Here is a 21,283-nt window from a genome sequence, read left to right as displayed (position 1 = left end):
CGACATATCAGTTAGGCGAGCGCATCCCACCAGGACTTGTCGAGCTCGCCGCGCGCGACGAGCACGGCAGGTCCCGTCAGCGTCGACGTCGTCGGCTCGATCGCGACGAAGACCTGACCGCCGAGGACGTCGACCGTCGCGGAACCCGTCGTCTTGCCCTGGCCCGCGAGCCACGAGGCGACGGACGCGACGGTGCCGGTGCCGCACGAGCGGGTCTCGCCGACGCCGCGCTCGTAGACGCGCATGCGCAGCGCGTTGTCGCCGATGGTGTTGATCAGCTCGACGTTGACGCCGTGCGGGAACATCACCGGGTCGAAGCCGGGCGGCACGGTGAGGTCGAAGGTGTCGACGGGCGTGTCCGTGACGCACGCGAGGTGCGGGTTGCCGACGTCGACCGCGAAGCCGCCGATGCCCTGGCCGTCGACCGCGGCGATCGACGTGCCGGTCACCCGCGCGGGGCCCATGTCGTTCGTGACGGAGCCGTCCGGGTGCGTCACGACCGTCCGGTCCCCCGCCCGCGTGCCGACCACGAACTCGCCCTGCGGCTGGTGGCCTGCGTCGACGAGGTAGCGGGCGAACACGCGCAGGCCGTTGCCGCACATCTCGGCGATGGAACCGTCCGCGTTGCGGTAGTCCATGAACCACTTGCCCTCGGACCGCACGACGCGCAGCACGCCGTCCGCGCCCAGGCCGCGCTGCCGGTCGCACAGCGCCTGCACGCGCGCCTCAGTCAGGTCCAGCTGGTCATCGAGGTCGGGCAGGATGACGAAGTCGTTCTCCGTGCCGTGCCCCTTCACGAACTCCACGGGACAAGGTTACCGGCGGCCTGCACCAGATCGGGCCTGGCGCCGTCCAACCAGGTGATGCGCTGGTCACGCCGGAACCACGACCGCTGCCTGCGCACGAACCGGCGGGTGGCGCGTTTGGTCTCCTCCGCGGCGAAGTCGATCGTGCACGCTCCGTCCATTGCGGACAGCACCTGCTGGTAGCCCAGCGCCCGCGAGGCGGTCTTGCCCTCGCGCAACCCGAGCTTCACGAGAGCGCGCACCTCGTCCTCCAGACCCGCGGCGAACATCACGTCCACGCGCCGGTCCACGCGCGCGTCCAGTTCGGACACCTCGCGGTCGACGCCGATCTGGACGGTGCCGTAGCGGGCCGGTCCCGGTTTGGGGAGGTTCGCGGAGAACGGTTGCCCGGTCAGCTCGATGACCTCCAGCGCGCGCACGATGCGGCGTCCGTTGGACGGCAGGATCGCGATCGCGGCGGCCGGGTCCAGTTCCTGCAGGCGCCGGTGCAAGGCCTCCGGGCCGACGGCGCTGAGCTCCGCCTCGAACCGTTCCCGCACGGCGTCGTCGGTACCGGGGAACTTCAGGTCGTCGAGCACCGCCTGCACGTACAGGCCGGAGCCGCCGACGAGGATCGGCGGCTTGCCGGCGGCGAGCAGGCGTTCGATCACGGCGCGCGTCTCGCGCTGGTAGGCCGCGACGGACGCGGTCTCGGTGACGTCGAGGACGTCGAGCAGGTGGTGCGGGACGCCTCGGCGTTCGGCGACGGTCATCTTGGCGGTGCCGATGTCCATGCCGCGGTAGAGCTGCATGGCGTCGGCGTTGACGACCTCTCCCCCGAGCCGCTCCGCGAGCGCGACGGCCAGGTCGGACTTGCCGGTCGCGGTCGGTCCGACCACTGCGACGGGGGTGATCACGGGCGCTCCCAGACGGCGACGTGGTAGCCCACGCCGAACGGTGCGAAGAACTCGGCGCTCACGCAGCGCCACGGTCCGGGCACGCCGGCGAGGACCTGCCACGCCGCGCGGCCCTGCGCGCCCAGCTCGCGGGCGAGTTCGGGGTCGAGGGCGAGCAGGCCGTCCACATCGGCGGCGGCCAGCAAGCCCTGCACGTGCTCGTCGAACGGTCCCGAACGCTCGTCGTCCGAGCCGGGTGAGCGCGGGCCGTGGCGGGTCGAGCCGTCGCCCAGGATCAGCAGCCCGGCGGACTCGCCGGCAAGTCGTTGTCCAAACGAGACACATTCCGCGGGTGACAGGTCGCGGGGCACGAGTTCAACGCGTGACACCTCGACTGCGCACTGTTCCCGAAGCCAGGCGGTGATTAGCACGGGCAACGGAATTCGGGGGTCCGGAACCGAGTCACCGCCGAGTGACACCGGCAGGTCGACCCCGTATCCGAGAAAAGTTCCGGAGAGCGGCGGCACGACCGTCGCGGGACCGCTGTCGTCGACCGCCACAGCGACCCACGGACCGGGCAGTTTCCCTGCTGCGGCAACGGTTGCGGCGCGCACGGGCTCGGTTTCGGCAGCGGCTCCCGCGACCAGTTCTGGCACCAGAAGAGGCGGGTGCGGAACCACTGCGGCACGGGTGATCACGACGAATGAGGCTACCTATCGTGGACTCCCAGTACCGAGTCGAGCTCTGACCTGTTTGAATGCGCGCGGGGAACTGGGGACGGGAGACCCTCCAGCGCCCGTATTGCATCGGCCCCGCCAGTGGCGGGGCGCCCGTGGCAGGCACGGGCGTCAGATGGGAGGAACCGGCGATGTCGGAGCAGGACAGCACACCGGAGGCCGTGACCGAGACCGCGCCAGCGGAGGTCGCAGCCGAGGGTGGAGTCGAGGAAACGCCGAAGGAGACCGCGCAGGCGACGCCTCCGGCCGTCCCCGTGGCGTCGGACCATCCTGACCGCTGGGGGCGCGTGGACGCCGACGGCACCGTGTACGTGAAGACCGCGGACGGCGAGCGCGCCGTCGGGTCGTGGCAGGCGGGCGAACCGGTCGAGGGCCTCGCGCACTTCGCGCGGCGGTTCGACGACCTGCGCACCGAGGTCGAGCTGCTCGTGACGCGGCTCCAGTCGGGCGCCGGCGACCCGAAGCACGCCCTGACCAGTGCGAAGCACGTCAAGGAGCAGCTCGCGGACGCCGCCGTGGTCGGTGACCTCGCGGCGCTGGCCGCGCGCGTCGAGTACGTGCTGGAGCGGGCCGAAGCGGGCATGGAGAAGGCGAAGGAGGCCAAGGAGGCCGCCCGAGCCCAGTCCGTGGCGCGCAAGCAGGCGCTGGTCGACGAGGCCGAGTCGATCGCGAACGAGTCGACCCAGTGGAAGGTCGCGGGCGACCGGCTGCGCGCGATCCTCGACGAGTGGAAGACCATCCGCGGCGTCGACCGCAAGACCGACGAGCAGCTGTGGCGCCGGTTCTCGAAGGCGCGCGACGCGTTCAACCGCCGCCGCGGCTCGCACTTCGCCGACCTCGACCGCCAGCGTTCGGTGGCGAAGTCCGCCAAGCAGGCACTCGTCGAGGAGGCGGAGAAGCTCGTCGACTCCGACGACTGGGGTCCCACGGCCGGTCGCTACAAGGAGCTGATGGTCGAGTGGAAGGCCGCCGGGCGTGCGCCCAAGGAGGCCGACGACGCGCTGTGGCAGCGGTTCCGCGCCGCGCAGGACGCGTTCTTCCAGAAGCGGTCCGAGGCCTTCAGCGAGCGTGACGCCGAGTTCGCGGCGAACGCGAAGCTGAAGGAGGAACTGCTCGCCGAGGCCGAGACGATCGACCCGTCGACCGACCTCGAGGCGGCGCGCCAGCACCTCTACAAGATCCAGGAGCGCTGGGACGCCATCGGCAAGGTGCCGCGCGAGCGCATCCGCGAGCTCGAGGGCAAGCTGCGGGCGATCGAGGAGAAGGTCCGCGGCGCGGTCGACGCGCAGTGGCGTCGTTCCGACCCCGAGGCCGAGGCCCGCGTGGCGCAGTTCCGCGAGCGCGTGGAGCAGTTCGAGGCGCAGGCCGCGAAGGCCCGTGCGGCGGGCGACAAGCGCCGCACCGAGCAGGCGGAGGCGCAGGCGGCGCAGTGGCGCGAGTGGCTCGCCGCCGCGGAGCAGGCGCTGGCGACCCGCTAGTTCGTCCGCTGTCGGCCCCTCTCCGGTCCGGGGAGGGGCCTTCTGCGTGTTTCAGCGGACGAGTCGCCAGTTCTGGTCGGGGCGGTCGGCGCAGTTCGCGAGATACAACCACGTGCCGTTGTCGTACGAGCCGTTGTCGGCGACGGAGAGGCAGCCACCGAACTCCACACTCGTGAACTGGGCGGTGTTCCGCGTGCGCCACAGCTGGGCGTTCCCGGACGAGCACGCGTTCGCAACCACGTGGTCACCGCGCACCGGGTCGGCACCGGAGCCGGTGAACTCGCGCATCCAGTGCGGCTGGTGGCTGGGATCGGTGCCGGGCGGGTGGCGGTCCCAGATGACCGCGTCGTGGTGCTCGTTGTCGTAGAAGTCGATCGCCTTGCGGTCGTTGTCGGACGGCAGCAGATAACCCAGGCCGTCGTTGGCCGGTCTCCCACTCGGCGGCTGTGCGCCGGCCGCCGAGTGGGAGGACTGCGGCGTCACGTCGGTGCGGTTCCGGCTGCCGCTGCCCAGCGGGGAGCCGGCGGACGACCCGTGGTTGATGGTGAGATTGCCGCGGACGCCACCGACCTGGACGACGTCGCCCTCGACGCTGCCGGTGGTGTTCGAGGTCTGTCCGGATCGTCATGTCCAGCGCACCTCGACTCGCGATCGCCGTTCGACGAGAACGCGATCGAGAACGTGCGCCGGTTCACTACAGCTGGGGCGGACGGGACGCCGCGATCCTCACCCACTTCGCCAGCAGGACGATCACCGCGATCACCGCGATGATCAGGCCGATGCCGGGACCTGGTCCGATCGCCTTGTTGCTCGTGGTCGTCTGCTGCGTCCAGATCGACAGCACGCCGGTGACGGTCCCCGCGAAGAGACCGAGCGCGCACACCCACGCCAGGCCCCAGCGGCGGACCGCGAGCGTGACGCCGGAGCCGAGCACGCCGACGCCGAGCGCGAAGAACGAGAACAGCCGCGGCACGAAGCTCGTCGATTCGCCGAGCACGACGTTCAAGCCCGTGTCGTGGCCGACCCACGGCAGCATCAGCGAGATCAGCAACGCCAGGACGGCGATCGAGATCGTGAGCGCCCCGGTGCCGGGGTCGATGCGGCGAGCCGCCCGCTGTTCCACCGCGTCGATCTCCTTGCGCAGGTACTCCTCGTCGCTCACTGGGCCGAGCACCCCGACACGGCGGGCAGCGGCGCGGGAGCCCCGAACGACGGCAGGCCCAGGCCCACGCCCGCGGTCTTGGGCTTGATGCCCGCCTCGGAGCGGTCACCGGCCTTGGTGCGGCGCCACGACAGCGGTTCGCCGTCCGCGACGAGGTAGTGCGGGGCCGCGTAGGTCACGGCGGTCTCGACGACGTCGCCGGGACGCGGGGCCGTGGCACCGGGCGTGAAGTGCACGAGCCGTCCGTCGCGGGCGCGGCCGCTCATGCGGTGGGTCTCGGCGTCGCGCTTGCCCTCGCCGGTCGCGACGAGCACCTCGACCGTGCGGCCGACCTGCTCGATGTTGAGCTGGTGGGTGATCTCGTTCTGCAGCGCGACGAGACGGTCGAAGCGTTCCTGCACGACGGCCTTCGGCAGCTGGTCGGCCAGCTCGGCGGCGGGCGTGCCGGGACGCTTGGAGTACTGGAACGTGAAGGCCGACGAGAACCTGGCCTGGCGCACCACGTCGAGCGTGCCCTGGAAGTCCTCCTCGGTCTCACCGGGGAAGCCGACGATGATGTCGGTGGTGATCGCCGCGTCCGGCATGGCCGCGCGGACCTTGTCGATGATGCCCAGGTACTTCTCGGTGCGGTACGAACGGCGCATCGCCTTGAGCACGCGGTCGGAACCGGACTGCAACGGCATGTGCAGCTGGTGGCACACGTTCGGCGTCTCGGCCATGGCGGCGATGACGTCGTCGGTGAAGTCCTTGGGGTGCGGGGAGGTGAAGCGCACGCGCTCCAGGCCCTCGATGCCACCGCAGGCGCGCAGCAGCTTGCCGAACGCGAACCGGTCGCCGAACTCGACGCCGTAGGAGTTGACGTTCTGGCCGAGCAGCGTCACCTCCAGCACGCCCTCGTCCACCAGCGCCTGCACCTCGGCGAGGACGTCGCCGGGGCGGCGGTCCTTCTCCTTGCCGCGCAGGGACGGGACGATGCAGAACGTGCAGGTGTTGTTGCAGCCCACCGAGATCGACACCCAGCCCGAGTAGGCGGAGTCGCGGGTGGCGGGCAGCGAGGAGGGGAACGTCTCCAGCGCCTCGAGGATCTCGACCTGCGCCTCCTCGTTGTGCCGCGCGCGTTCGAGCAGCACCGGCAGCGAGCCGATGTTGTGCGTGCCGAACACGACGTCGACCCACGGAGCGCGGCGGACGATCTCGCTGCGGTCCTTCTGCGCGAGGCAGCCGCCGACGGCGATCTGCATGCCGGGCTTCGCGGCCTTCTGCGGGGCGAGGTGGCCGAGGGTGCCGTACAGCTTGTTGTCGGCGTTCTCGCGGACCGCGCAGGTGTTGAAGACGACGACGTCGGCCTGCTCGTCCTCGGCTGCCTTCGCGTAGCCGGCGTCCTCCAGCAGACCGGCGAGCCGCTCGGAGTCGTGCACGTTCATCTGGCAGCCGAACGTTTTGATCGAGTACTTCTTCAGGCCTTGCGACGCGCTCACTTGGTCACCATATCCCCTGGTTAGCAGCGGTCCGCGCCACGGTTGCCACTGCTGGACCAGCTCGATCACTCAGCACACGGGCGAGGATCATCCACAGCGGCGACCCTGAGTGCACCTCAGGTGACCAGGAGTCACCGCAACCAACCTTTCGTCGGGTGCAAGCGTAGAACGCCCGCGTGGCACGATGCGCAGGTGCTGGGACGACTGCATGCCGCTGTGAGCCTGCTGACCGCCGCAACGGTTCTGACGGGGTGTGGCAGCACGCTCGAAGACGTCAAGATCACCATGGCGACGGGCCCCGAGGGTGGCGTCTACTACACGCTCGGCAAGAGCCTCGCCGACGTGTGGAGCGGACGGCTCGGCATCGCCCGCCCGCAGGTCGTGGCGACGCAGGGGTCGAAGGACAACGTCATCCGCCTGGTGAACGGGCAGGCCCAGGTCGGCTTCTCACAGGCCGACGCGGTCGACGGCGTGGAGGGCGCGTCCCAGCTGCGGGCGCTGGCACGGATGCACGACGACTACCTGCAGGTGATCGTCCGCAGCGACCTGCCGGTGACGAAGCTCAGCCAGCTCTCCGGGCTGCGCGTGTCGATCGGCGGGAAGGAGTCGGGCGTCGAGATCATCGCGCGCCGGCTGCTGAGGTCCACGAACGTCACCCCGAACGAGGTGAACCTCGGCCTCGACGGCTCGGTCCAGGCGATGCGGGACGGCAAGCTCGACGCGTTCTTCTGGTCCGGCGGACTGCCCACCAGGGCCATCACGGAGCTCACCAAGGAGATCGGGGTGCGGATGCTCGACCTGAAGGACGACCTGGGGTCCTTCCGCCAGCAGTATCCGGTGTACGGCTCGGCGACGCTGCCCGCGTCCACCTACAACCTGCAGTCCGGCCCCGTCATCACGCTCGTGGTGCGCAACTTCCTGCTCGTCACCGACAAGATGCCGGACGACGTGGCCGAAGCGCTGGTGCGGCAGCTGTTCGAGGGACAGCCCGACCTGGTGAAGGCCCACTCCGCGGCGCGGACGATCGAGCAGCGGTCGGCCATCGAGACGTCACCGGTGCCGCTGCACCCCGGCGCCATGCGCTACTACCGCGAAGCCAAGGTCTGAGCTGCGGCGCGAGCTGATATATCGCATATCACATATCGCACACGGGATACTGGATATGGCCACTCAGCCGATATATCGCATTCCACATCCGGAATCCGGTAGCCAATATGTCGCACATTGGATATTGGATATTGGATATCGGATACTGGATATCGCGGCAGTATCCGATATCCAGTATCCGATATATCAGACGGCCGGCAGCTCGACGATGACCTTCAGGCCGCCGTCCTCGGGCGATTCGAGGCGGACGGTGCCGTCGACGCGTTCCACGACGAGGCGCACGATCGACAGACCGAGTCCGGAACCGGGCACGTTCTGGTGGGCCGGACTGCGCCAGAACCGGTCCGTGGCGCGTTCGAGCTCGTCGGGTTGCAGACCGGGCCCGTGGTCCGCGACGGAAAGGCGCACGACGTCGCCGGCCTTTCGCACGTCGACCACGATCAGCGTGCCCTCGGGCGTGAACTTCAACGCGTTGTCGAGCAATGCGTCGAGCACCGTTTCGACGCCGCGCGGAGGCGCGAGGGCCATGCCGACGCGCTCACCGTCGAGCACGAGGTGGACCTCCTTGGCCGTCGCCGCCGCTTGCCAGGCCGACAGCCGCGCGGCCACCGACTTGTCGACGTCGACCGGCACCGGGTCGACCGAACTGGACTCCGCGCGGGCCATGGCGAGCAGCTCGTCGAGGATCCGGTTGAGCCGGTCGGTCTCGCTCAACGCCTCCACCTGGTGCACCTCGGCCTCGGCGTCGACGTGACCCTCCAGGTTGGACAGCCGGAGTTTCAGGGCGGTCAACGGGTTCCGCAGCTGATGCGAGGCATCGGCGACGAAGGCGCGTTGCGCGGCAAGCACATCGCTGACGTTCGCGGCCATCTGGTCGAACGACCGGGAGAGTTGCCGCAGCTCCGGAGGCCCGCTCTCCGCGCCCACCGGCGGCACCGGCCGTCCGGACACCACGGCGGCGAGGAGCTTGCCGGTCGCGTCGTCCAGCGCCTGCACCGGCCGCAACGTCCACCGCACCACCGGCAGCGCCAGCAGCACCGCGAGCGCCAGCACCAGCAGCGACGCCGCCAGCAGCAGTCCCCACCACGCCAGCACCTCGAAGCGCGTCTTGGACGTCGGCGAGAACGTGATCACCGCGCCGCGCACCTCGCCGTCCACCAGAACGGGTTCGGCGAGCACCAACTCGGTGTCACTCCAAGGCATGAACAACGGCGGCGCGACCGGCAGCCGTCCGGCCAGCGCCTTGCTCACGAGGTCCTGCACGGCGCTGTCGCCGAGCGCCAGGTCGTTGCGCGAGGCCACCAGTGCCACGGTCGGCGCGTCGCGGGCCACGACGGCCACGCCGATGTCGTAGACCTCGGTGTAGCGCTCCAGCTCGGCGCGCATCAGGCCGGGCTTGTCGTCGATCAGCGACCGCTGGGCCAGCGACGCGAACCGGCTGGTGTCGGTGAGGCGGTCGAGGAACATCTCCTGTTGTTCCGCGGCCGCCACGCCGCGTCCCAGCGGCACGCCGAGACCGACGAGCACCAGCACGATCAGCGCGAGCACCACGCCCAGCAACCGGGACCTCACGACTGGTCACCCCACCGGAAGATCCCCCGATCGAGATCATCAGAGCGAGACGCGGTCACGACGCCTGACCCAACCGGTAGCCGACGCCGCGCACGGTCTCCAACAGGGCCGGGCGGCCGAGCTTCGTCCGCAACGTGGCGACGTGAACGTCCAGCGTGCGGTTGGCTCCGGACCACGTGCGCCCCCACACCTCGGCGAGGATCCGCTCCCGCGTGCACACCGCGCCGCCCGCCGCCATCACCAGCGCGAGCACCTGGAACTCCTTGCGCGAAAGGGCGACGGGTTCACCCGCCACGGTGACTTCGTGGCGCCCCAGGTCGACCCGCACGTCGCCGGTCTCGAACACCTCCGTGGACACCGCTCCGACCCCCACCGGATCGGCACCGCGACGGCGCCGCACGGCGTGCACGCGAGCGACGAGCTCGCCCACGTCATAGGGCTTGACCAGGTAGTCGTCCGCCCCGGCGTGCAGGCCGAGGATCCGGTCGTCGATCTCCCCCCGCGCCGACACGACGATGATCGCGACGTCCGAGGCGGCTCTGATCGCACGGCACAGCGTCACGCCGTCCATGTCGGGCAGGCCGAGGTCGAGCAGCACCACGTCGACGCCCGTCAGGCGGTCGAGCGTGCCGCGGCCCGTGGCCTGCCGATCCACGTGGAAACCCCGCCTGGTCAGGGCTGGGACCAAGGCCTCGGCGACCCTGTCGTCGTCCTCGACGAGCAGCACGCGCACTTTCGCTACCTCCCGGGCAACCGATGTCTGCCTGTGACAGAGTTGAGACCCTAAGTCTTGCTCAATGTCCTGGACTGGTGTGGTGGCGGACACCTAGGTTTCCGCCAACGCCGACGACCCCAAATGGAGGACTGGATGACTGCCGCCTCTGCCCCGCCGATGATTCGTGTGGCGGGTGTGGACAAGTTCTTCGGCCCGTTGCACGTGCTCAAGAACGTGCAGCTGGAGGTGCCGAAGGGGCAGGTCGTGGTCGTGCTGGGGCCGTCGGGTTCCGGTAAGTCGACCCTGTGCCGGACCATCAACCGTCTCGAACCGATTGATTCCGGTGTCATCGAGGTGGACGGGCAGCCTCTTCCCGCCGAAGGAAAGGAACTGGCACGCCTGCGCGCCGATGTCGGCATGGTGTTCCAGTCGTTCAACCTTTTCGCGCACAAAACCATCGTCGAGAACGTCATGCTCGCTCCGGTGAAGGTGCGCAAGACCCCGGCGGCCGACGCCCGCAAGACCGCGATGGAGCTGCTGGAGCGGGTCGGGATCGCCAACCAGGCCGACAAGTTCCCGGCTCAGCTCTCCGGTGGGCAGCAGCAGCGTGCGGCGATCGCCCGCGCGCTCGCGATGAAGCCCAAGGTCATGTTGTTCGACGAGCCCACGTCCGCGCTCGACCCGGAGATGGTCCAGGAGGTCCTGGACGTCATGACGGGCCTGGCCAAGGACGGCATGACGATGCTCGTCGTCACGCACGAGATGGGCTTCGCCCGCAAGGCCGCGGACCGGGTGATCTTCATGTCCGACGGCGAGGTCGTCGAGGACTCCACCCCGGAAGAGTTCTTCTCGGCCCCGAAGTCCAACCGCGCGAAGGACTTCCTTGGCAAGATCCTGACTCACTAGTAGTCAGCCCACTTACGGACGAATGGCAGGAGAAGGACGATGAGGGTTCGCACCCTTGCGGCGGTGCTGCTGACGGGCGCACTGGCCCTGACCGCGTGTGGCAAGGAGGGCAGCCCGACCGACCAGGGCGCGCCCGCCGGCCTCTTCGAGGTCGCCAAGGACGTCAAGGTCGACGGCTCACCCACGTTCGAGAAGGCCAAGGCGCGCGGAAACCTCGTCATCGGTGTCAAGGAGGACCAGCCCGGCCTGGGTTACAAGGACCCGACGACGAACAAGTACAGCGGCTTCGACATCGACATCGCGCGCCTGATCTCCGCGAAGCTGGGCTTCGACCCCGAGAAGATCCAGTTCAAGACGATCCAGTCCGCCGCGCGCGAGCAGGCGCTGATCAACGGTGACGTCGACTACTACGTCGGCACCTACACGATCAACGCCGGCCGCAAGGAGAAGGTCAGCTTCGCCGGCCCGTACTTCGTCGCCGGTCAGGACCTGCTGGTGAAGAAGGACAACAACGACATCACCGGCAAGGACACGCTCAAGGGCAAGAAGGTCTGCTCGGTGACCGGCTCCACGCCGGCCAAGCGCATCAAGGACGAGAAGCTGACGGAGCCGGGCGGCAGCGTCGAGGAGTTCCAGGGCTACTCGCAGTGCGTCACCAAGCTGCTCAACGGTGAGGTCGACGCGGTCACCACGGACGACGCGATCCTCAAGGGCTACGCGGCCGCCGAGGACGGCAAGCTGAAGGTCGTGGGCAAGCCGTTCTCCAAGGAGCCGTACGGCATCGGCCTGCCCAAGGAGGACAAGGCCCTGCGCGACAAGGTGAACGACATCCTGCAGGCGTCGCTGGACGACGGCACCTGGAAGAAGATCTACGACGGCACCCTGGGCAAGTCGGGTTCGTCCGCGGAGAAGCCGACGATCGACCGGTACTGACGGTCTGCCATGTGGCCGGTGGATCCCGCGCGGATCCGCCGGCCGTTCCTTTGAAAGCGGACGACGGCAAGGAAACCGATGAGCGTCCTCACCAACCACCTACCCCTGTTCCTGGAGTTGTTCGGACGGACACTCCAGCTGTTCGCGATCTCCGCTGTGCTGTCGCTGGTGCTCGGCACGCTTCTCGCGGCACTGCGGGTCAGCCCAGTGCCGGTGTTCCGGGGCATCGGCACGCTCTACGTCACGGTCCTGCGCAACACACCGTTGACGCTGGTGTTCGTGTTCTTCGTCTTCGCGTACCCGCTGCTGGACATCCTGAAGATCGAGAACTACACCGCGGCCGTGGTGTCGTTGACGCTCTACACGGCGGCGTTCGTCTGCGAGGTCGTGCGGTCGGGCATCAACACCGTGCCGGTCGGCCAGGCCGAGGCCTCCCGCGCGCTCGGTCTCACATTCCTTCAGATGCTGGGCAACGTGGTGCTGCCGCAGGCGTTGCGATCGGTGGTGCCGCCGATGACGAGCACGATGATCGCGTTGCTGAAGAACACGACGGTCGCATCGGGCTTCGCCGTCGCCCAGGCGGGCAACATCCGTGACTCGCTGTCGGAGCAGGGTGAGAACGTCCTGTTCGGACTCCTGTGGGTGGCGCTCGGGTTCGTCATCCTGGTCATGCCGCTGACGTACGTCCAGCAGGTCTTCGAGAAGCGGTGGAGCGTGGCCCGATGAGCATGGTGCTGTTCGACGTTCCCGGCCCGAAGGCCCGAGTCCGTCACAAGGTCATGGCCGTGGCCGGCATCGCGGCGGTGCTCGCCGCGGTGGTGTACGTGGTGATGCGGTTCGTCACCACCGACCAGTTCTCCGCCCGCAGGCTGGACTGGCTCAACTACAAGCAGATCCAGCTGTCCATGGTCGAGGCCATCGGCAACACGCTCAGCGCGTTCGCCGTCGGCGCGGTGCTGGCGCTCACGTTCGGCGCGATCTTCGCGGCGGCCCGGTTGTCCGACCACCGGTGGGTGCGCACGCCCGCCGCGGTGATCGTCGAGGTCTTCCGCGCGATCCCGCTCGTGATCATGATGTTCTTCTTCTACTACGGCCTTCCCGTGGCCGGGGTGAAGCTGACCGCGTTCACGTCCGTCGTGTTGAGCCTGATGCTCTACAACGGCTCTGTGCTCGCGGAGATCTTCCGCGCGGGCATCAACTCGCTGCCGAGGGGCCAGAGCGAGGCGGCGTACGCGCTGGGCATGCGCAAGACCCAGGTGATGACGCTCGTGCTGCTGCCGCAGGCGTTGCGCGCCATGCTGCCGACCATCATCAGCCAGCTCGTGGTGCTGTTGAAGGACACCGCGCTCGGCTTCCTCATCACGTTCGAGGAGCTGCTGAGGTGGGGCACGCGCATCGGTGGTGACGCGCCGAACTTCGGCCGCCCGATGATCTCGGTGATGATCGTGGTCGCCCTGATCTACATCGGACTGTGCCTGCTGCTGACGTGGCTGGCGACCTACCTGGAGAAGCGCAACCGCCGCAACAAGAAGGTCATTCACGTCGACGCCGACGACATCCCCGAGATGGCACCGGCCTAGCTCGTGTGAACCCTGCGAAACGGGGCGTGTCCGACGCGGACACGCCCCGTTTCGCGTTTCAGGAGTAGACGTTCCAGTCGACGACGCCGCGCCAGTCCTGCTCGCTGCCCACGACGGCGAGGTGGAACGTGGTGCCCGCGCGGAAGTTCGAGCCGATGCGCCGCCGGGCGCGATCCCCCGCGGGAAACAGGACAGGACTGCCCGCCACCCGCTGGTCGCCGTCGCGGTACCACCGGATCTCCAGGTCGACGGGACTGGACGTGACCCGCAGGTAGACGTCCGAGCCGTCGGCGGTGATCGTGCGCGCGGCGAGCAGGTCATCCGATGCTGTTCGCATGCTGCGGAACCTAGCGGCGCGAGGGGAAGCCGGTCGTCTCACGAACAGTGGATCTCTCGTCAACTTTCGCGGTACGCTTCGGGTTGGGGGGATCTACCGCGGTGACGTCACATGAGTGAGGGACATTGTGACGTGCGTGCTCGTTGTCGACGACCAGCCGTTGTTCAGAGCCGGACTGGTCGCCTTGTTGAACGCCACACCGGACATGACCGTCGTCGGCGAGGCCGCGGACGGTGACACCGCCGTGCGGCTGGCCGAGTCGTCCCAGCCGGACGTCATCCTGCTCGACATCCGCCTGCCGGGGCTGGCGGCGCTCAAACGCGTCGCGACCACCGCGCGGCTGCTCGTGCTGACGACGTTCGACCTGGACGAGTACGTCCACGAGGCACTGCGGCTGGGTGCCGCCGGGTTCGTGCTGAAGGAGTCCGAGCCCGCCCGCCTGCTGGCCGCGATCAACGCGGTGGCGTCCGGCGAGATGCAGTTCAGCCCCACCGTGATGCGCCGGCTCGTCGAGGCGTACCTCAGGGGCGAGACGGCCGCTGCCTCACCGTGGGGTTCGGTCGGCCTGGACGAGCTGACCGACCGCGAACGCGAGGTGCTGCGGCTCGTCGGCACCGGGCTGACGAACACCGCGATCGCGACCAGGCTGAGCGTCACCGAGGGCACGGTGAAGACGCATCTCAACCGCGTGATGACGAAGCTGCGGCTGACCAGCCGGGCGCAGGCCGTGGTGATGGCCTACGAGTCCCGGCTGGTCGTGCCGCAGGCGGTCGCTAGGACCGCTTGAACAGCTTGTTGCCGAGCCAGACGATCGGGTCGTACTTGCGGTCCGCGACGCGCTCCTTCATCGGGATGAGCGCGTTGTCGGTGATGTGGATGTGCTCGGGGCACACCTCGCTGCAGCACTTGGTGATGTTGCAGTACCCGAGGCCGTGCTCGTCCTGCGCCTGGTCGACGCGGTCGGCCGTGTCGAGCGGGTGCATCTCCAGCTCCGCCACCCGCATCAGGAACCGCGGTCCCGAGAACGCCTCCTTGTTCTCCTCGTGGTCACGCACCACGTGGCAGGTGTTCTGGCACAGGAAGCACTCGATGCACTTGCGGAACTCCTGCGAGCGCTCGACGTCGACCTGCTGCATCCGGTACTCGCCCGGCGCCAGGTCCTTCGGCGGCGCGAACGACGGGACCTCGCGCGCCTTGGTGTAGTTGAAGGACACGTCGGTGACGAGGTCGCGGATGATCGGGAACGTCCGCATCGGCGTGACCGTGATCGTCTCCGACTCCTCGAAGACCGACATCCGGGTCATGCACATCAGCCGCGGCCGCCCGTTGATCTCCGCCGAGCACGACCCGCACTTGCCCGCCTTGCAGTTCCACCGCACCGCGAGGTCCGGCGCCTGCGTGGCCTGCAGCCGGTGGATGATGTCGAGCACGACCTCACCCTCGTTGACCTCGACGGTGAAGTCCTCCAGGCCGCCACCGGAGTCGTCACCGCGCCACACCCGGAACTTCCCCTGGTAGCTCATGACAACTCCTCGGCGGTGAGGTACTTCTCCAGCTCGGCGCGGTCGAACAGGTCCAGCAGGTCGTGACGGATCGGGATCTGCGGTTTCTCCTCGACGGTCACCCTGAGACCGTCTTCGGCACCGGAGACGTTGCACACCAACAGCTTCCGTCGCCACTCGGCGTCCATCGACGGGTAGTCGTCACGGGTGTGCCCGCCACGGGACTCGGTGCGCAGCAGTGCCGCCTTCGCCACGCACTCCGACACCAGCAGCATGTTGCGCAGGTCGAGTGCGAGGTGCCAGCCGGGGTTGAACTGCTGGTGCCCCTCGACCGTCAGCGACCGGGCGCGCTCCTTGAGCTTCTCCAGCCGCTGCAACGCTTCCTCCATCTCGCCGGCACGGCGGATGATGCCGACGAGGTCGTTCATCGACTGCTGCAGCTCCATGTGCAGCGTGTACGGGTTCTCGCCGCCTTCGTGCTGGAACGGCTTGAGCGCCGTCGCGCGGGCCTCGGTGACGGACTCCTCCGAGACCACCGGACGGGCCTCCAGCGTCCGCACGTACTCCGCGGCACCCGCGCCCGCCCTCCGGCCGAACACGAGCAGGTCCGACAACGAGTTCCCGCCCAGGCGGTTCGAGCCGTGCATGCCACCGGACACCTCACCGGCGGCGTAGAGCCCTGCCACCGAAGAGGATCCGGTGTCCGGGTCGACCTCGACACCGCCCATGACGTAGTGGCACGTCGGGCCGACCTCCATCGGCTGCGCGGTGATGTCGACGTCCGCCAGCTCCTTGAACTGGTGGTGCATCGACGGCAGCCTGCGCCGGATCTCCTCCGCGGGCAGCCGCGTCGACACGTCGAGGAAGACGCCGCCGTGGGGTGACCCGCGCCCGGCCTTGACCTCGGAGTTGATCGCGCGTGCCACCTCGTCGCGCGGCAGCAGCTCCGGTGGGCGCCGGTTGTTGGCCTGGTCGGTGTACCAGCGGTCGGCTTCTTCTTCGTTGTCGGCGTACTTGTCCTTGAACACCTCGGGGATGTAGTCGAACATGAACCGCTTGCCGTCGGAGTTGCGCAGCACGCCACCGTCACCGCGCACGGACTCGGTGACGAGGATGCCCTTGACCGACGGCGGCCAGACCATCCCGGTGGGGTGGAACTGGATGAACTCCATGTTGATCAGCGAGGCGCCCGCGCGCAGTGCGAGCGCGTGGCCGTCGCCGGTGTACTCCCAGGAGTTCGAGGTGACCTTGAACGACTTGCCGATGCCGCCGGTCGCGAGGATCACCGCGGGTGCCTCGAACAGCACGAACCGCCCGGACTCGCGCCAGTAGCCGAACGCGCCGGCGATGCGGTCCCCGTCCTTGACGAGGTCGGTGACGGTGAACTCCTGGAACACCCGCAGGCGTTCCTCGTAGTCGCCGAACTCCTTGAAGTCCTCCTGCTGCAACGACACGATCTTCTGCTGCAGCGTGCGGATCAGTTCGAGACCGGTGCGGTCACCGACGTGCGCGAGCCGCGGGTACTCGTGGCCGCCGAAGTTGCGCTGCGAGATCCGGCCGTCCTTGGTGCGGTCGAACAACGCGCCGTAGGTCTCCAGCTCCCAGACCCGTTGCGGTGCCTCCTGCGCGTGCAGCTCGGCCATCCGCCAGTTGTTGAGGAACTTGCCGCCGCGCATGGTGTCGCGGAAGTGCACCTGCCAGTTGTCGCTCGAGTTCACGTTGCCCATGGCCGCGGCGATGCCACCCTCGGCCATCACCGTGTGGGCCTTGCCGAACAACGACTTGCAGAGCACAGCCGTGCGCATGCCGTGCTCACGGGCCTCGATCGCGGCACGCAACCCGGCACCACCCGCGCCGATCACGAGAACGTCGAACGAATGCCTTTCCAGCTCGGGCAAAACCACTCCTTAGTTGATGAAGCGGAGGTCGGAGATCGTTCCCGAGGCGACCAGCGCGACGTAGAGGTCGGTGAGGCAGACGAAGATCAGCGAGGTCCACGCCAGCAGCATGTGCCGGTTGTTCAGCTTCGAGATCTGCGTCCACATCCAGTACCGGACCGGGTGCTTGGAGAAGTGCTTGAGCCGCCCGCCCGCGATGTGGCGGCACGAGTGGCACGACAGCGTGTACGCGCCCAGCAGGCCCACGTTGACGAGCAGGATGATGTTGCCCAGGCCGACGCCGGTGCCGAACGCGACGATCGCGTCGTAGATGTTGATCAGCAGCAGGATCGAGGCCGCGTAGAAGAAGTAGCGGTGCAGGTTCTGCGCGATCAACGGGAACCGCGTCTCACCGGTGTACTTGCTGTGCGGCTCGGCCACGGCGCACGCGGGCGGTGACGCCCAGGCGGCCCGGTAGTAGGCCTTGCGGTAGTAGTAGCAGGTGATCCGGAATCCCAGCAGGAACGGGATGATCACCACCGGCGGCGTGAGGAACCCCGGCAGCGCGGGCAGCGGCTGGCCGAAGTGCGAGGCCGCGGGCAGACACTCCTCACTCAGACAGGGCGAGTACATCGGTGTGAGGTAGTGGTACTGGTCAACCCAGTAGTAGTCCCCCTGGAACGTGCGGAACGCCGCGTAGATCGAGATGAGCAGCAGGCCGACGAAGGTCGTCAGCGGCGGCAACCACCATCGGTCCGTGCGCAGAGTCCTGGCGGCGATCTCTGCCCTCGCCATTACTCACCTTTCTGGGGGTCCACGCCGTTGTGAACGAACGCTGTCCGAAGACAAACAGGCACGGCCCCCGCGGTCTGCGAGGGCCGTGATGTCGGATCGGGTCAGGTCCGGTGGCGGTACCCACCGAGTCCTTCGTCGTCCGCGTCCTTCCACAACGACTCGTCGTAGGGCGTGTCGGGCACGACCACGACCTCGCGTTCCACCTGAGGTGCTTCGCGCTGCCTCGGGGTGCTGAGGTCGACGAGTTCGGTGGCGTCGATGTCCATGCGTTCTACGTCGTTGGCGAGGCGCTGGACAGCTGCCACGTCGCCGTACCTGGCACGCAGCGAGCTGACGCAGTGCCGCATCTGACCGATGACCCGGCGCAGTTCGACGATCTCCGTGGACGTCATGGGGACACCTCCGTTCCAAGGTCGTGCCCCGCACTCTGCCCAATCTCAAGCCATGTGACAAGCACCACACGCCAAGATTCGAAACTGGACTCTTCCCAGCTACTGAATCGTTTTTGTGTCTACGACCAGCCATGACTTACTGTGTGTGGCGTCACGCCCGTCTGTGGGACGCCACCGTTGTCGTCTCGTAAGGGCCCCACCACGGCCCGTGATGACCCGGAGACTCACCATGAGCGACCTGCATCCCGTACTGACAGAGGTCACACGCCGAATCGCCGCCCGCAGCGCCGACTCCCGTCGTGTGTACCTCGAACGTGTGGCCGCAGCGGCGCAGGACGGCACGTCCCGGTCCGGCTTCGCGTGCAGCAACCTGGCGCACGGCTTCGCCGGGATCACCGGCGGCGACAAGGCGGCACTGCGGGCGCTGCGCAAGTCCAACGTCGCGATCGTCTCGTCCTACAACGACATGCTGTCCGCCCACCAGCCGTTCCAGGAGTACCCGGCGTGGATCAAGGACGCGGTCCGGGCGGCCGGCGGCGTGTCCCAGTTCGCGGGCGGCGTGCCCGCGATGTGCGACGGCATCACCCAGGGCCGTGACGGCATGGAGCTGTCGCTGTTCAGCCGCGACGTCATCGCCATGTCCACCGGCGTGGCCCTGTCGCACGAGATGTTCGACGCCGCCGTGCTCCTCGGCGTGTGCGACAAGATCGTGCCGGGCCTGCTGATCGGCGCCCTGTCGTTCGGTCACCTGCCGTCGATCCTCGTGCCCGCGGGCCCGATGGCGTCCGGCTTGTCGAACAAGGAGAAGGCCCGCGTCCGGCAGCTCTACGCGGAGGGCAAGGCCACGCGCGAGGACCTGCTGGAGGCCGAGGCCGCCTCGTACCACTCCCCCGGCACCTGCACGTTCTACGGCACCGCGAACTCGAACCAGATGGTCGTCGAGGTCATGGGCCTGCACCTGCCGGGCGCCTCGTTCGTGCCACCGGGCACCGGTTTGCGGCGTGCCCTCACCGAGTACGCGGGCCGCCGCGCGGTCGAGATGGCCAAGGGCGAGGGCTACACGCCGATCGCGCACATCGTCGACGAGAAGGCCGTGGTCAACGGCGTCGTGGCGCTGCTGGCGACCGGCGGCTCCACCAACCACACGATGCACCTGGTCGCCATCGCCGCCGCCGCGGGGATCGAGCTGAGCTGGGACGACCTCAACGACCTGTCCGCGGTCGTGCCGCTGCTGGCCCGCGTCTACCCGAACGGCAGCGCCGACATCAACCACTTCCAGGCCGCCGGCGGCGTGCAGTTCGTGGTCGGCACGCTGCTGGACGCCGGTCTGCTGCACAACGACGTCAACACCGTCGTCGGCCACGGCCTCGACCGCTACCGCCAGGAACCGATGCTGGCCGACGGAGAGCTGATCTGGGTGGACGGTCCCGGCCGCTCCCTGGACCTCGACGTGCTGCGCCCGGCCTCCGCCCCGTTCGCCGCCGACGGCGGCCTGCGCATGCTGTCGGGCAACCTCGGCCGCTCGGTCATCAAGGTCTCCGCGGTGGCCCCGGAGAACCACGTCGTCGAGGCCCCCGCCCGCGTGTTCACCACGCAGGAGGCGTTCCAGGAGGCCTTCAAGGCAGGCGAGCTCGACCGCGACGTGGTCGTCGTCGTCCGCCAGCAGGGCCCGCAGGCCAACGGCATGCCCGAGCTGCACAAGCTGACCCCGCCCCTCGGCGTGCTGATGGACCGCGGCTACAAGGTGGCCTTGGTGACCGACGGCCGCATGTCCGGCGCCTCGGGCAAGATCCCCGCCGCCATCCAGCTGACCCCGGAGGCCGCGGTCGGCGGCCCGCTCGGCCGGGTCCGCGACGGCGACGTCATCCGGCTCGACGCCACGGCCGGCACCCTCGAGGTCCACGTCTCCGCCGAGGAGCTCGCCTCCCGCCCGCTCGTCGACTTCCCGCCGACCGGCCGCGAGTGGGTCGGCACCGGCCGCGAGCTGTTCGCCGCCCTGCGCCGTACCGTCGGACCTGCCGACCGCGGCGCGACGGTGTTCGGCCCCATCACCGCCGACCACTTCGCCCCGGTCACGCACCACTGACCGAACCTCGCACCTGCAATATGTTGGCCCGACACCACCGCTGACCTGCTCTTTAGCAATGAGACTTTTGACTTCGTCGTCAAAGGACCCGTTGCAAAGGTGCGGCGAAGCCCGACCAGCCCGCCCCAGCCGCCCCGCCCATCCACCTTTGCAATGAGTCTTTTGACTTCGTCCGCAAACGTTTTTTGCATCCGGTGGGCGGAGCGGAGGCGTGGCGATATGCGATATATCGGTTTTCGATCAAGGAGAGCAGCAGTGACCAACGGTGACAATCTTCGGGTGACCACCGGCGCGGACCTCCTCACCCTGTCGCCTGTCATCCCCGTCGTCGTGGTCGACGACGCCGACCACGCGGTGCCGCTCGCCCAGGCCCTGCTGCGCGGTGGCGTCCGCGTCATCGAGCTCACGCTGCGCACTCCGGCCGCGCTCGCCGCGATCGAGAACGTCGCGCGGGAGGTACCGGAGATCGTGATCGGCGCGGGCACCGTCACGGCGCCCGAGCACGCCGAACAGGCCGCGAAGGCGGGGGCGGCGTTCCTCGTCACGCCCGGCACGACCGACCGGGTGCTCGACGCCGCCGACGCGACCGGGCTGCCGTACCTGCCGGGCGCGGCGACGGTGTCCGAGGTGCTGCGGCTGGCCGAGCGCGGGCTGACCGCGCTGAAGTTCTTCCCGGCCGAGGCGGCCGGCGGGGTGGACTACCTCAAGTCGATCGGCGGGCCGGTTCCGCACGTGCGGTTCTGCCCGACCGGCGGCATCACGCCGCAGACCGCGCCGAGCTACCTCGCGCTGGCGAACGTCGGCTGCGTCGGCGGTTCGTGGCTGGCGCCCAAGGACGCGCTCGCGAAGGGCGACTGGGACCGCGTCGAGACCCTCGCCCGTGAGGCGTCCCAGCTCGGGTAACCGGCGTCACGAACCGAAAATTCGCTCCACAGTGCGAGACCG

The 21,283-nt window shown here is 68.7% G+C and carries 22 protein-coding genes; 9 read left to right on the top strand and 13 right to left on the bottom strand.

Annotation, left to right across the window (positions count from 1 at the left end):
* Positions 1–11: 11 nt before the first annotated feature.
* Genes dapF through ABZV40_RS21645 form a run of 3 tightly spaced genes read right to left on the bottom strand, consistent with a single transcriptional unit; the run spans position 12 to position 2,379 of the window.
* Positions 12–806, bottom strand: coding sequence for a diaminopimelate epimerase (dapF, locus tag ABZV40_RS21655; RefSeq protein WP_355444172.1), 795 nt, complete (start codon positions 804–806; stop codon positions 12–14).
* Complete coding sequence (miaA, locus tag ABZV40_RS21650; RefSeq protein WP_355444169.1) at positions 794–1,702, bottom strand: tRNA (adenosine(37)-N6)-dimethylallyltransferase MiaA; 909 nt, start codon at positions 1,700–1,702, stop codon at positions 794–796. The genes dapF and miaA overlap by 13 nt, the downstream gene beginning before the upstream one ends.
* The gene (locus ABZV40_RS21645) at positions 1,699–2,379 is read right to left on the bottom strand and encodes a class III extradiol dioxygenase subunit B-like domain-containing protein (RefSeq protein ID WP_355444166.1); all 681 of its coding nucleotides are present in this window, start codon (positions 2,377–2,379) and stop codon (positions 1,699–1,701) included. The genes miaA and ABZV40_RS21645 overlap by 4 nt, the downstream gene beginning before the upstream one ends.
* A 170-nt stretch (positions 2,380–2,549) precedes the next feature.
* Here ABZV40_RS21645 and ABZV40_RS21640 point away from each other — a divergent pair, with 170 nt between their 5' ends.
* Positions 2,550–3,896 (top strand): DUF349 domain-containing protein, encoded by a 1,347-nt coding sequence (locus ABZV40_RS21640; protein ID WP_355444164.1) that lies wholly within the window; start codon positions 2,550–2,552, stop codon positions 3,894–3,896.
* Positions 3,897–3,947: 51 nt separating this feature from the next.
* Here ABZV40_RS21640 and ABZV40_RS21635 read toward each other — a convergent pair whose 3' ends face one another.
* The 3 genes from ABZV40_RS21635 to miaB all read right to left on the bottom strand — a co-directional run bounded on the left by ABZV40_RS21635 (position 3,948) and on the right by miaB (position 6,536).
* The gene (locus ABZV40_RS21635) at positions 3,948–4,379 is read right to left on the bottom strand and encodes an RICIN domain-containing protein (RefSeq protein ID WP_355444161.1); all 432 of its coding nucleotides are present in this window, start codon (positions 4,377–4,379) and stop codon (positions 3,948–3,950) included.
* Between the two features lie 211 nt (positions 4,380–4,590).
* Positions 4,591–5,058: a hypothetical protein gene (locus ABZV40_RS21630; protein WP_355444158.1), complete on the bottom strand. Its 468-nt coding sequence runs from the start codon at positions 5,056–5,058 to the stop codon at positions 4,591–4,593.
* A complete protein-coding gene (miaB, locus tag ABZV40_RS21625) occupies positions 5,055–6,536 on the bottom strand; it encodes a tRNA (N6-isopentenyl adenosine(37)-C2)-methylthiotransferase MiaB (RefSeq protein WP_355444155.1) in 1,482 nt (493 codons plus the stop codon). The genes ABZV40_RS21630 and miaB overlap by 4 nt, the downstream gene beginning before the upstream one ends.
* A 192-nt stretch (positions 6,537–6,728) precedes the next feature.
* Here miaB and ABZV40_RS21620 point away from each other — a divergent pair, with 192 nt between their 5' ends.
* The gene (locus tag ABZV40_RS21620; RefSeq protein ID WP_355444152.1) at positions 6,729–7,643 is read left to right on the top strand and encodes a TAXI family TRAP transporter solute-binding subunit; all 915 of its coding nucleotides are present in this window, start codon (positions 6,729–6,731) and stop codon (positions 7,641–7,643) included.
* Positions 7,644–7,829: 186 nt separating this feature from the next.
* Here ABZV40_RS21620 and ABZV40_RS21615 read toward each other — a convergent pair whose 3' ends face one another.
* The gene (locus tag ABZV40_RS21615) at positions 7,830–9,215 is read right to left on the bottom strand and encodes a HAMP domain-containing sensor histidine kinase (RefSeq protein ID WP_355444149.1); all 1,386 of its coding nucleotides are present in this window, start codon (positions 9,213–9,215) and stop codon (positions 7,830–7,832) included.
* Between the two features lie 55 nt (positions 9,216–9,270).
* Complete coding sequence (locus ABZV40_RS21610) at positions 9,271–9,948, bottom strand: response regulator transcription factor (RefSeq protein ID WP_355444146.1); 678 nt, start codon at positions 9,946–9,948, stop codon at positions 9,271–9,273.
* Positions 9,949–10,107: 159 nt separating this feature from the next.
* On the opposite strand from ABZV40_RS21610, the gene ABZV40_RS21605 reads away from it, so the two are divergent.
* The 4 genes from ABZV40_RS21605 (at position 10,108) to ABZV40_RS21590 (ending at position 13,349) form a co-directional block, all read left to right on the top strand.
* Complete coding sequence (locus ABZV40_RS21605; protein ID WP_176960056.1) at positions 10,108–10,836, top strand: amino acid ABC transporter ATP-binding protein; 729 nt, start codon at positions 10,108–10,110, stop codon at positions 10,834–10,836.
* Between the two features lie 39 nt (positions 10,837–10,875).
* Positions 10,876–11,769 (top strand): glutamate ABC transporter substrate-binding protein, encoded by an 894-nt coding sequence (locus ABZV40_RS21600; RefSeq protein ID WP_355444143.1) that lies wholly within the window; start codon positions 10,876–10,878, stop codon positions 11,767–11,769.
* A gap of 78 nt (positions 11,770–11,847) precedes the next feature.
* Entirely contained in the window at positions 11,848–12,495 is a 648-nt protein-coding gene (locus tag ABZV40_RS21595) for an amino acid ABC transporter permease (protein ID WP_355444140.1), read from the top strand.
* Positions 12,492–13,349: an amino acid ABC transporter permease gene (locus tag ABZV40_RS21590; RefSeq protein WP_355444137.1), complete on the top strand. Its 858-nt coding sequence runs from the start codon at positions 12,492–12,494 to the stop codon at positions 13,347–13,349. The genes ABZV40_RS21595 and ABZV40_RS21590 overlap by 4 nt, the downstream gene beginning before the upstream one ends.
* A gap of 58 nt (positions 13,350–13,407) precedes the next feature.
* Here the strand turns inward: ABZV40_RS21590 and ABZV40_RS21585 are convergent, their stop codons facing one another.
* Positions 13,408–13,686, bottom strand: coding sequence for a hypothetical protein (locus tag ABZV40_RS21585; RefSeq protein WP_355444134.1), 279 nt, complete (start codon positions 13,684–13,686; stop codon positions 13,408–13,410).
* A gap of 136 nt (positions 13,687–13,822) precedes the next feature.
* Here ABZV40_RS21585 and ABZV40_RS21580 point away from each other — a divergent pair, with 136 nt between their 5' ends.
* The gene (locus ABZV40_RS21580; RefSeq protein WP_355444131.1) at positions 13,823–14,473 is read left to right on the top strand and encodes a response regulator transcription factor; all 651 of its coding nucleotides are present in this window, start codon (positions 13,823–13,825) and stop codon (positions 14,471–14,473) included.
* Here ABZV40_RS21580 and ABZV40_RS21575 read toward each other — a convergent pair.
* From ABZV40_RS21575 to ABZV40_RS21560, 4 genes are all read right to left on the bottom strand, one after another.
* Complete coding sequence (locus ABZV40_RS21575) at positions 14,460–15,209, bottom strand: succinate dehydrogenase/fumarate reductase iron-sulfur subunit (protein ID WP_355444129.1); 750 nt, start codon at positions 15,207–15,209, stop codon at positions 14,460–14,462. The two genes, ABZV40_RS21580 and ABZV40_RS21575, sit on opposite strands and share 14 nt — an antisense overlap.
* Positions 15,206–17,086 (bottom strand): fumarate reductase/succinate dehydrogenase flavoprotein subunit, encoded by a 1,881-nt coding sequence (locus ABZV40_RS21570; protein WP_355444126.1) that lies wholly within the window; start codon positions 17,084–17,086, stop codon positions 15,206–15,208. The genes ABZV40_RS21575 and ABZV40_RS21570 overlap by 4 nt, the downstream gene beginning before the upstream one ends.
* A 9-nt stretch (positions 17,087–17,095) precedes the next feature.
* A complete protein-coding gene (locus tag ABZV40_RS21565) occupies positions 17,096–17,860 on the bottom strand; it encodes a hypothetical protein (RefSeq protein WP_355444123.1) in 765 nt (254 codons plus the stop codon).
* 101 nt (positions 17,861–17,961) lie between these two features.
* Positions 17,962–18,252, bottom strand: a complete 291-nt coding sequence (locus tag ABZV40_RS21560) for a hypothetical protein (RefSeq protein WP_355444120.1) — start codon at positions 18,250–18,252, stop codon at positions 17,962–17,964.
* A gap of 229 nt (positions 18,253–18,481) precedes the next feature.
* Between ABZV40_RS21560 and edd the strand changes: the two genes are divergently transcribed.
* Both edd and eda read left to right on the top strand, forming a co-directional pair.
* A complete protein-coding gene (gene edd, locus ABZV40_RS21555) occupies positions 18,482–20,338 on the top strand; it encodes a phosphogluconate dehydratase (RefSeq protein ID WP_355444118.1) in 1,857 nt (618 codons plus the stop codon).
* Between the two features lie 279 nt (positions 20,339–20,617).
* A complete protein-coding gene (eda, locus tag ABZV40_RS21550) occupies positions 20,618–21,241 on the top strand; it encodes a bifunctional 4-hydroxy-2-oxoglutarate aldolase/2-dehydro-3-deoxy-phosphogluconate aldolase (protein ID WP_355444218.1) in 624 nt (207 codons plus the stop codon).
* The last annotated feature ends 42 nt before the right edge of the window (positions 21,242–21,283 follow it).

Source organism: Lentzea sp. NPDC004782, assembly GCF_040609115.1.
In the GTDB taxonomy this organism is placed as follows: Bacteria; Actinomycetota; Actinomycetes; order Mycobacteriales; family Pseudonocardiaceae; genus Lentzea.
This window is presented reverse-complemented; position numbering and strand designations above follow the sequence as displayed.

Bases quoted from the DNA above. Each gene is read 5' to 3' on its own strand.
- ABZV40_RS21600 (WP_355444143.1), top strand. From the start codon at position 10,876: ATGAGGGTTCGCACCCTTGCGGCGGTGCTGCTGACGGGCGCACTGGCC.
- ABZV40_RS21585 (WP_355444134.1), bottom strand. From the start codon at position 13,686: ATGCGAACAGCATCGGATGACCTGCTCGCCGCGCGCACGATCACCGCC.
- ABZV40_RS21575 (WP_355444129.1), bottom strand. From the start codon at position 15,209: ATGAGCTACCAGGGGAAGTTCCGGGTGTGGCGCGGTGACGACTCCGGT.
- ABZV40_RS21590 (WP_355444137.1), top strand. From the start codon at position 12,492: ATGAGCATGGTGCTGTTCGACGTTCCCGGCCCGAAGGCCCGAGTCCGT.
- ABZV40_RS21595 (WP_355444140.1), top strand. From the start codon at position 11,848: ATGAGCGTCCTCACCAACCACCTACCCCTGTTCCTGGAGTTGTTCGGA.
- edd (WP_355444118.1), top strand. From the start codon at position 18,482: ATGAGCGACCTGCATCCCGTACTGACAGAGGTCACACGCCGAATCGCC.
- ABZV40_RS21605 (WP_176960056.1), top strand. From the start codon at position 10,108: ATGATTCGTGTGGCGGGTGTGGACAAGTTCTTCGGCCCGTTGCACGTG.
- ABZV40_RS21640 (WP_355444164.1), top strand. From the start codon at position 2,550: ATGTCGGAGCAGGACAGCACACCGGAGGCCGTGACCGAGACCGCGCCA.
- ABZV40_RS21560 (WP_355444120.1), bottom strand. From the start codon at position 18,252: ATGACGTCCACGGAGATCGTCGAACTGCGCCGGGTCATCGGTCAGATG.
- ABZV40_RS21565 (WP_355444123.1), bottom strand. From the start codon at position 17,860: ATGGCGAGGGCAGAGATCGCCGCCAGGACTCTGCGCACGGACCGATGG.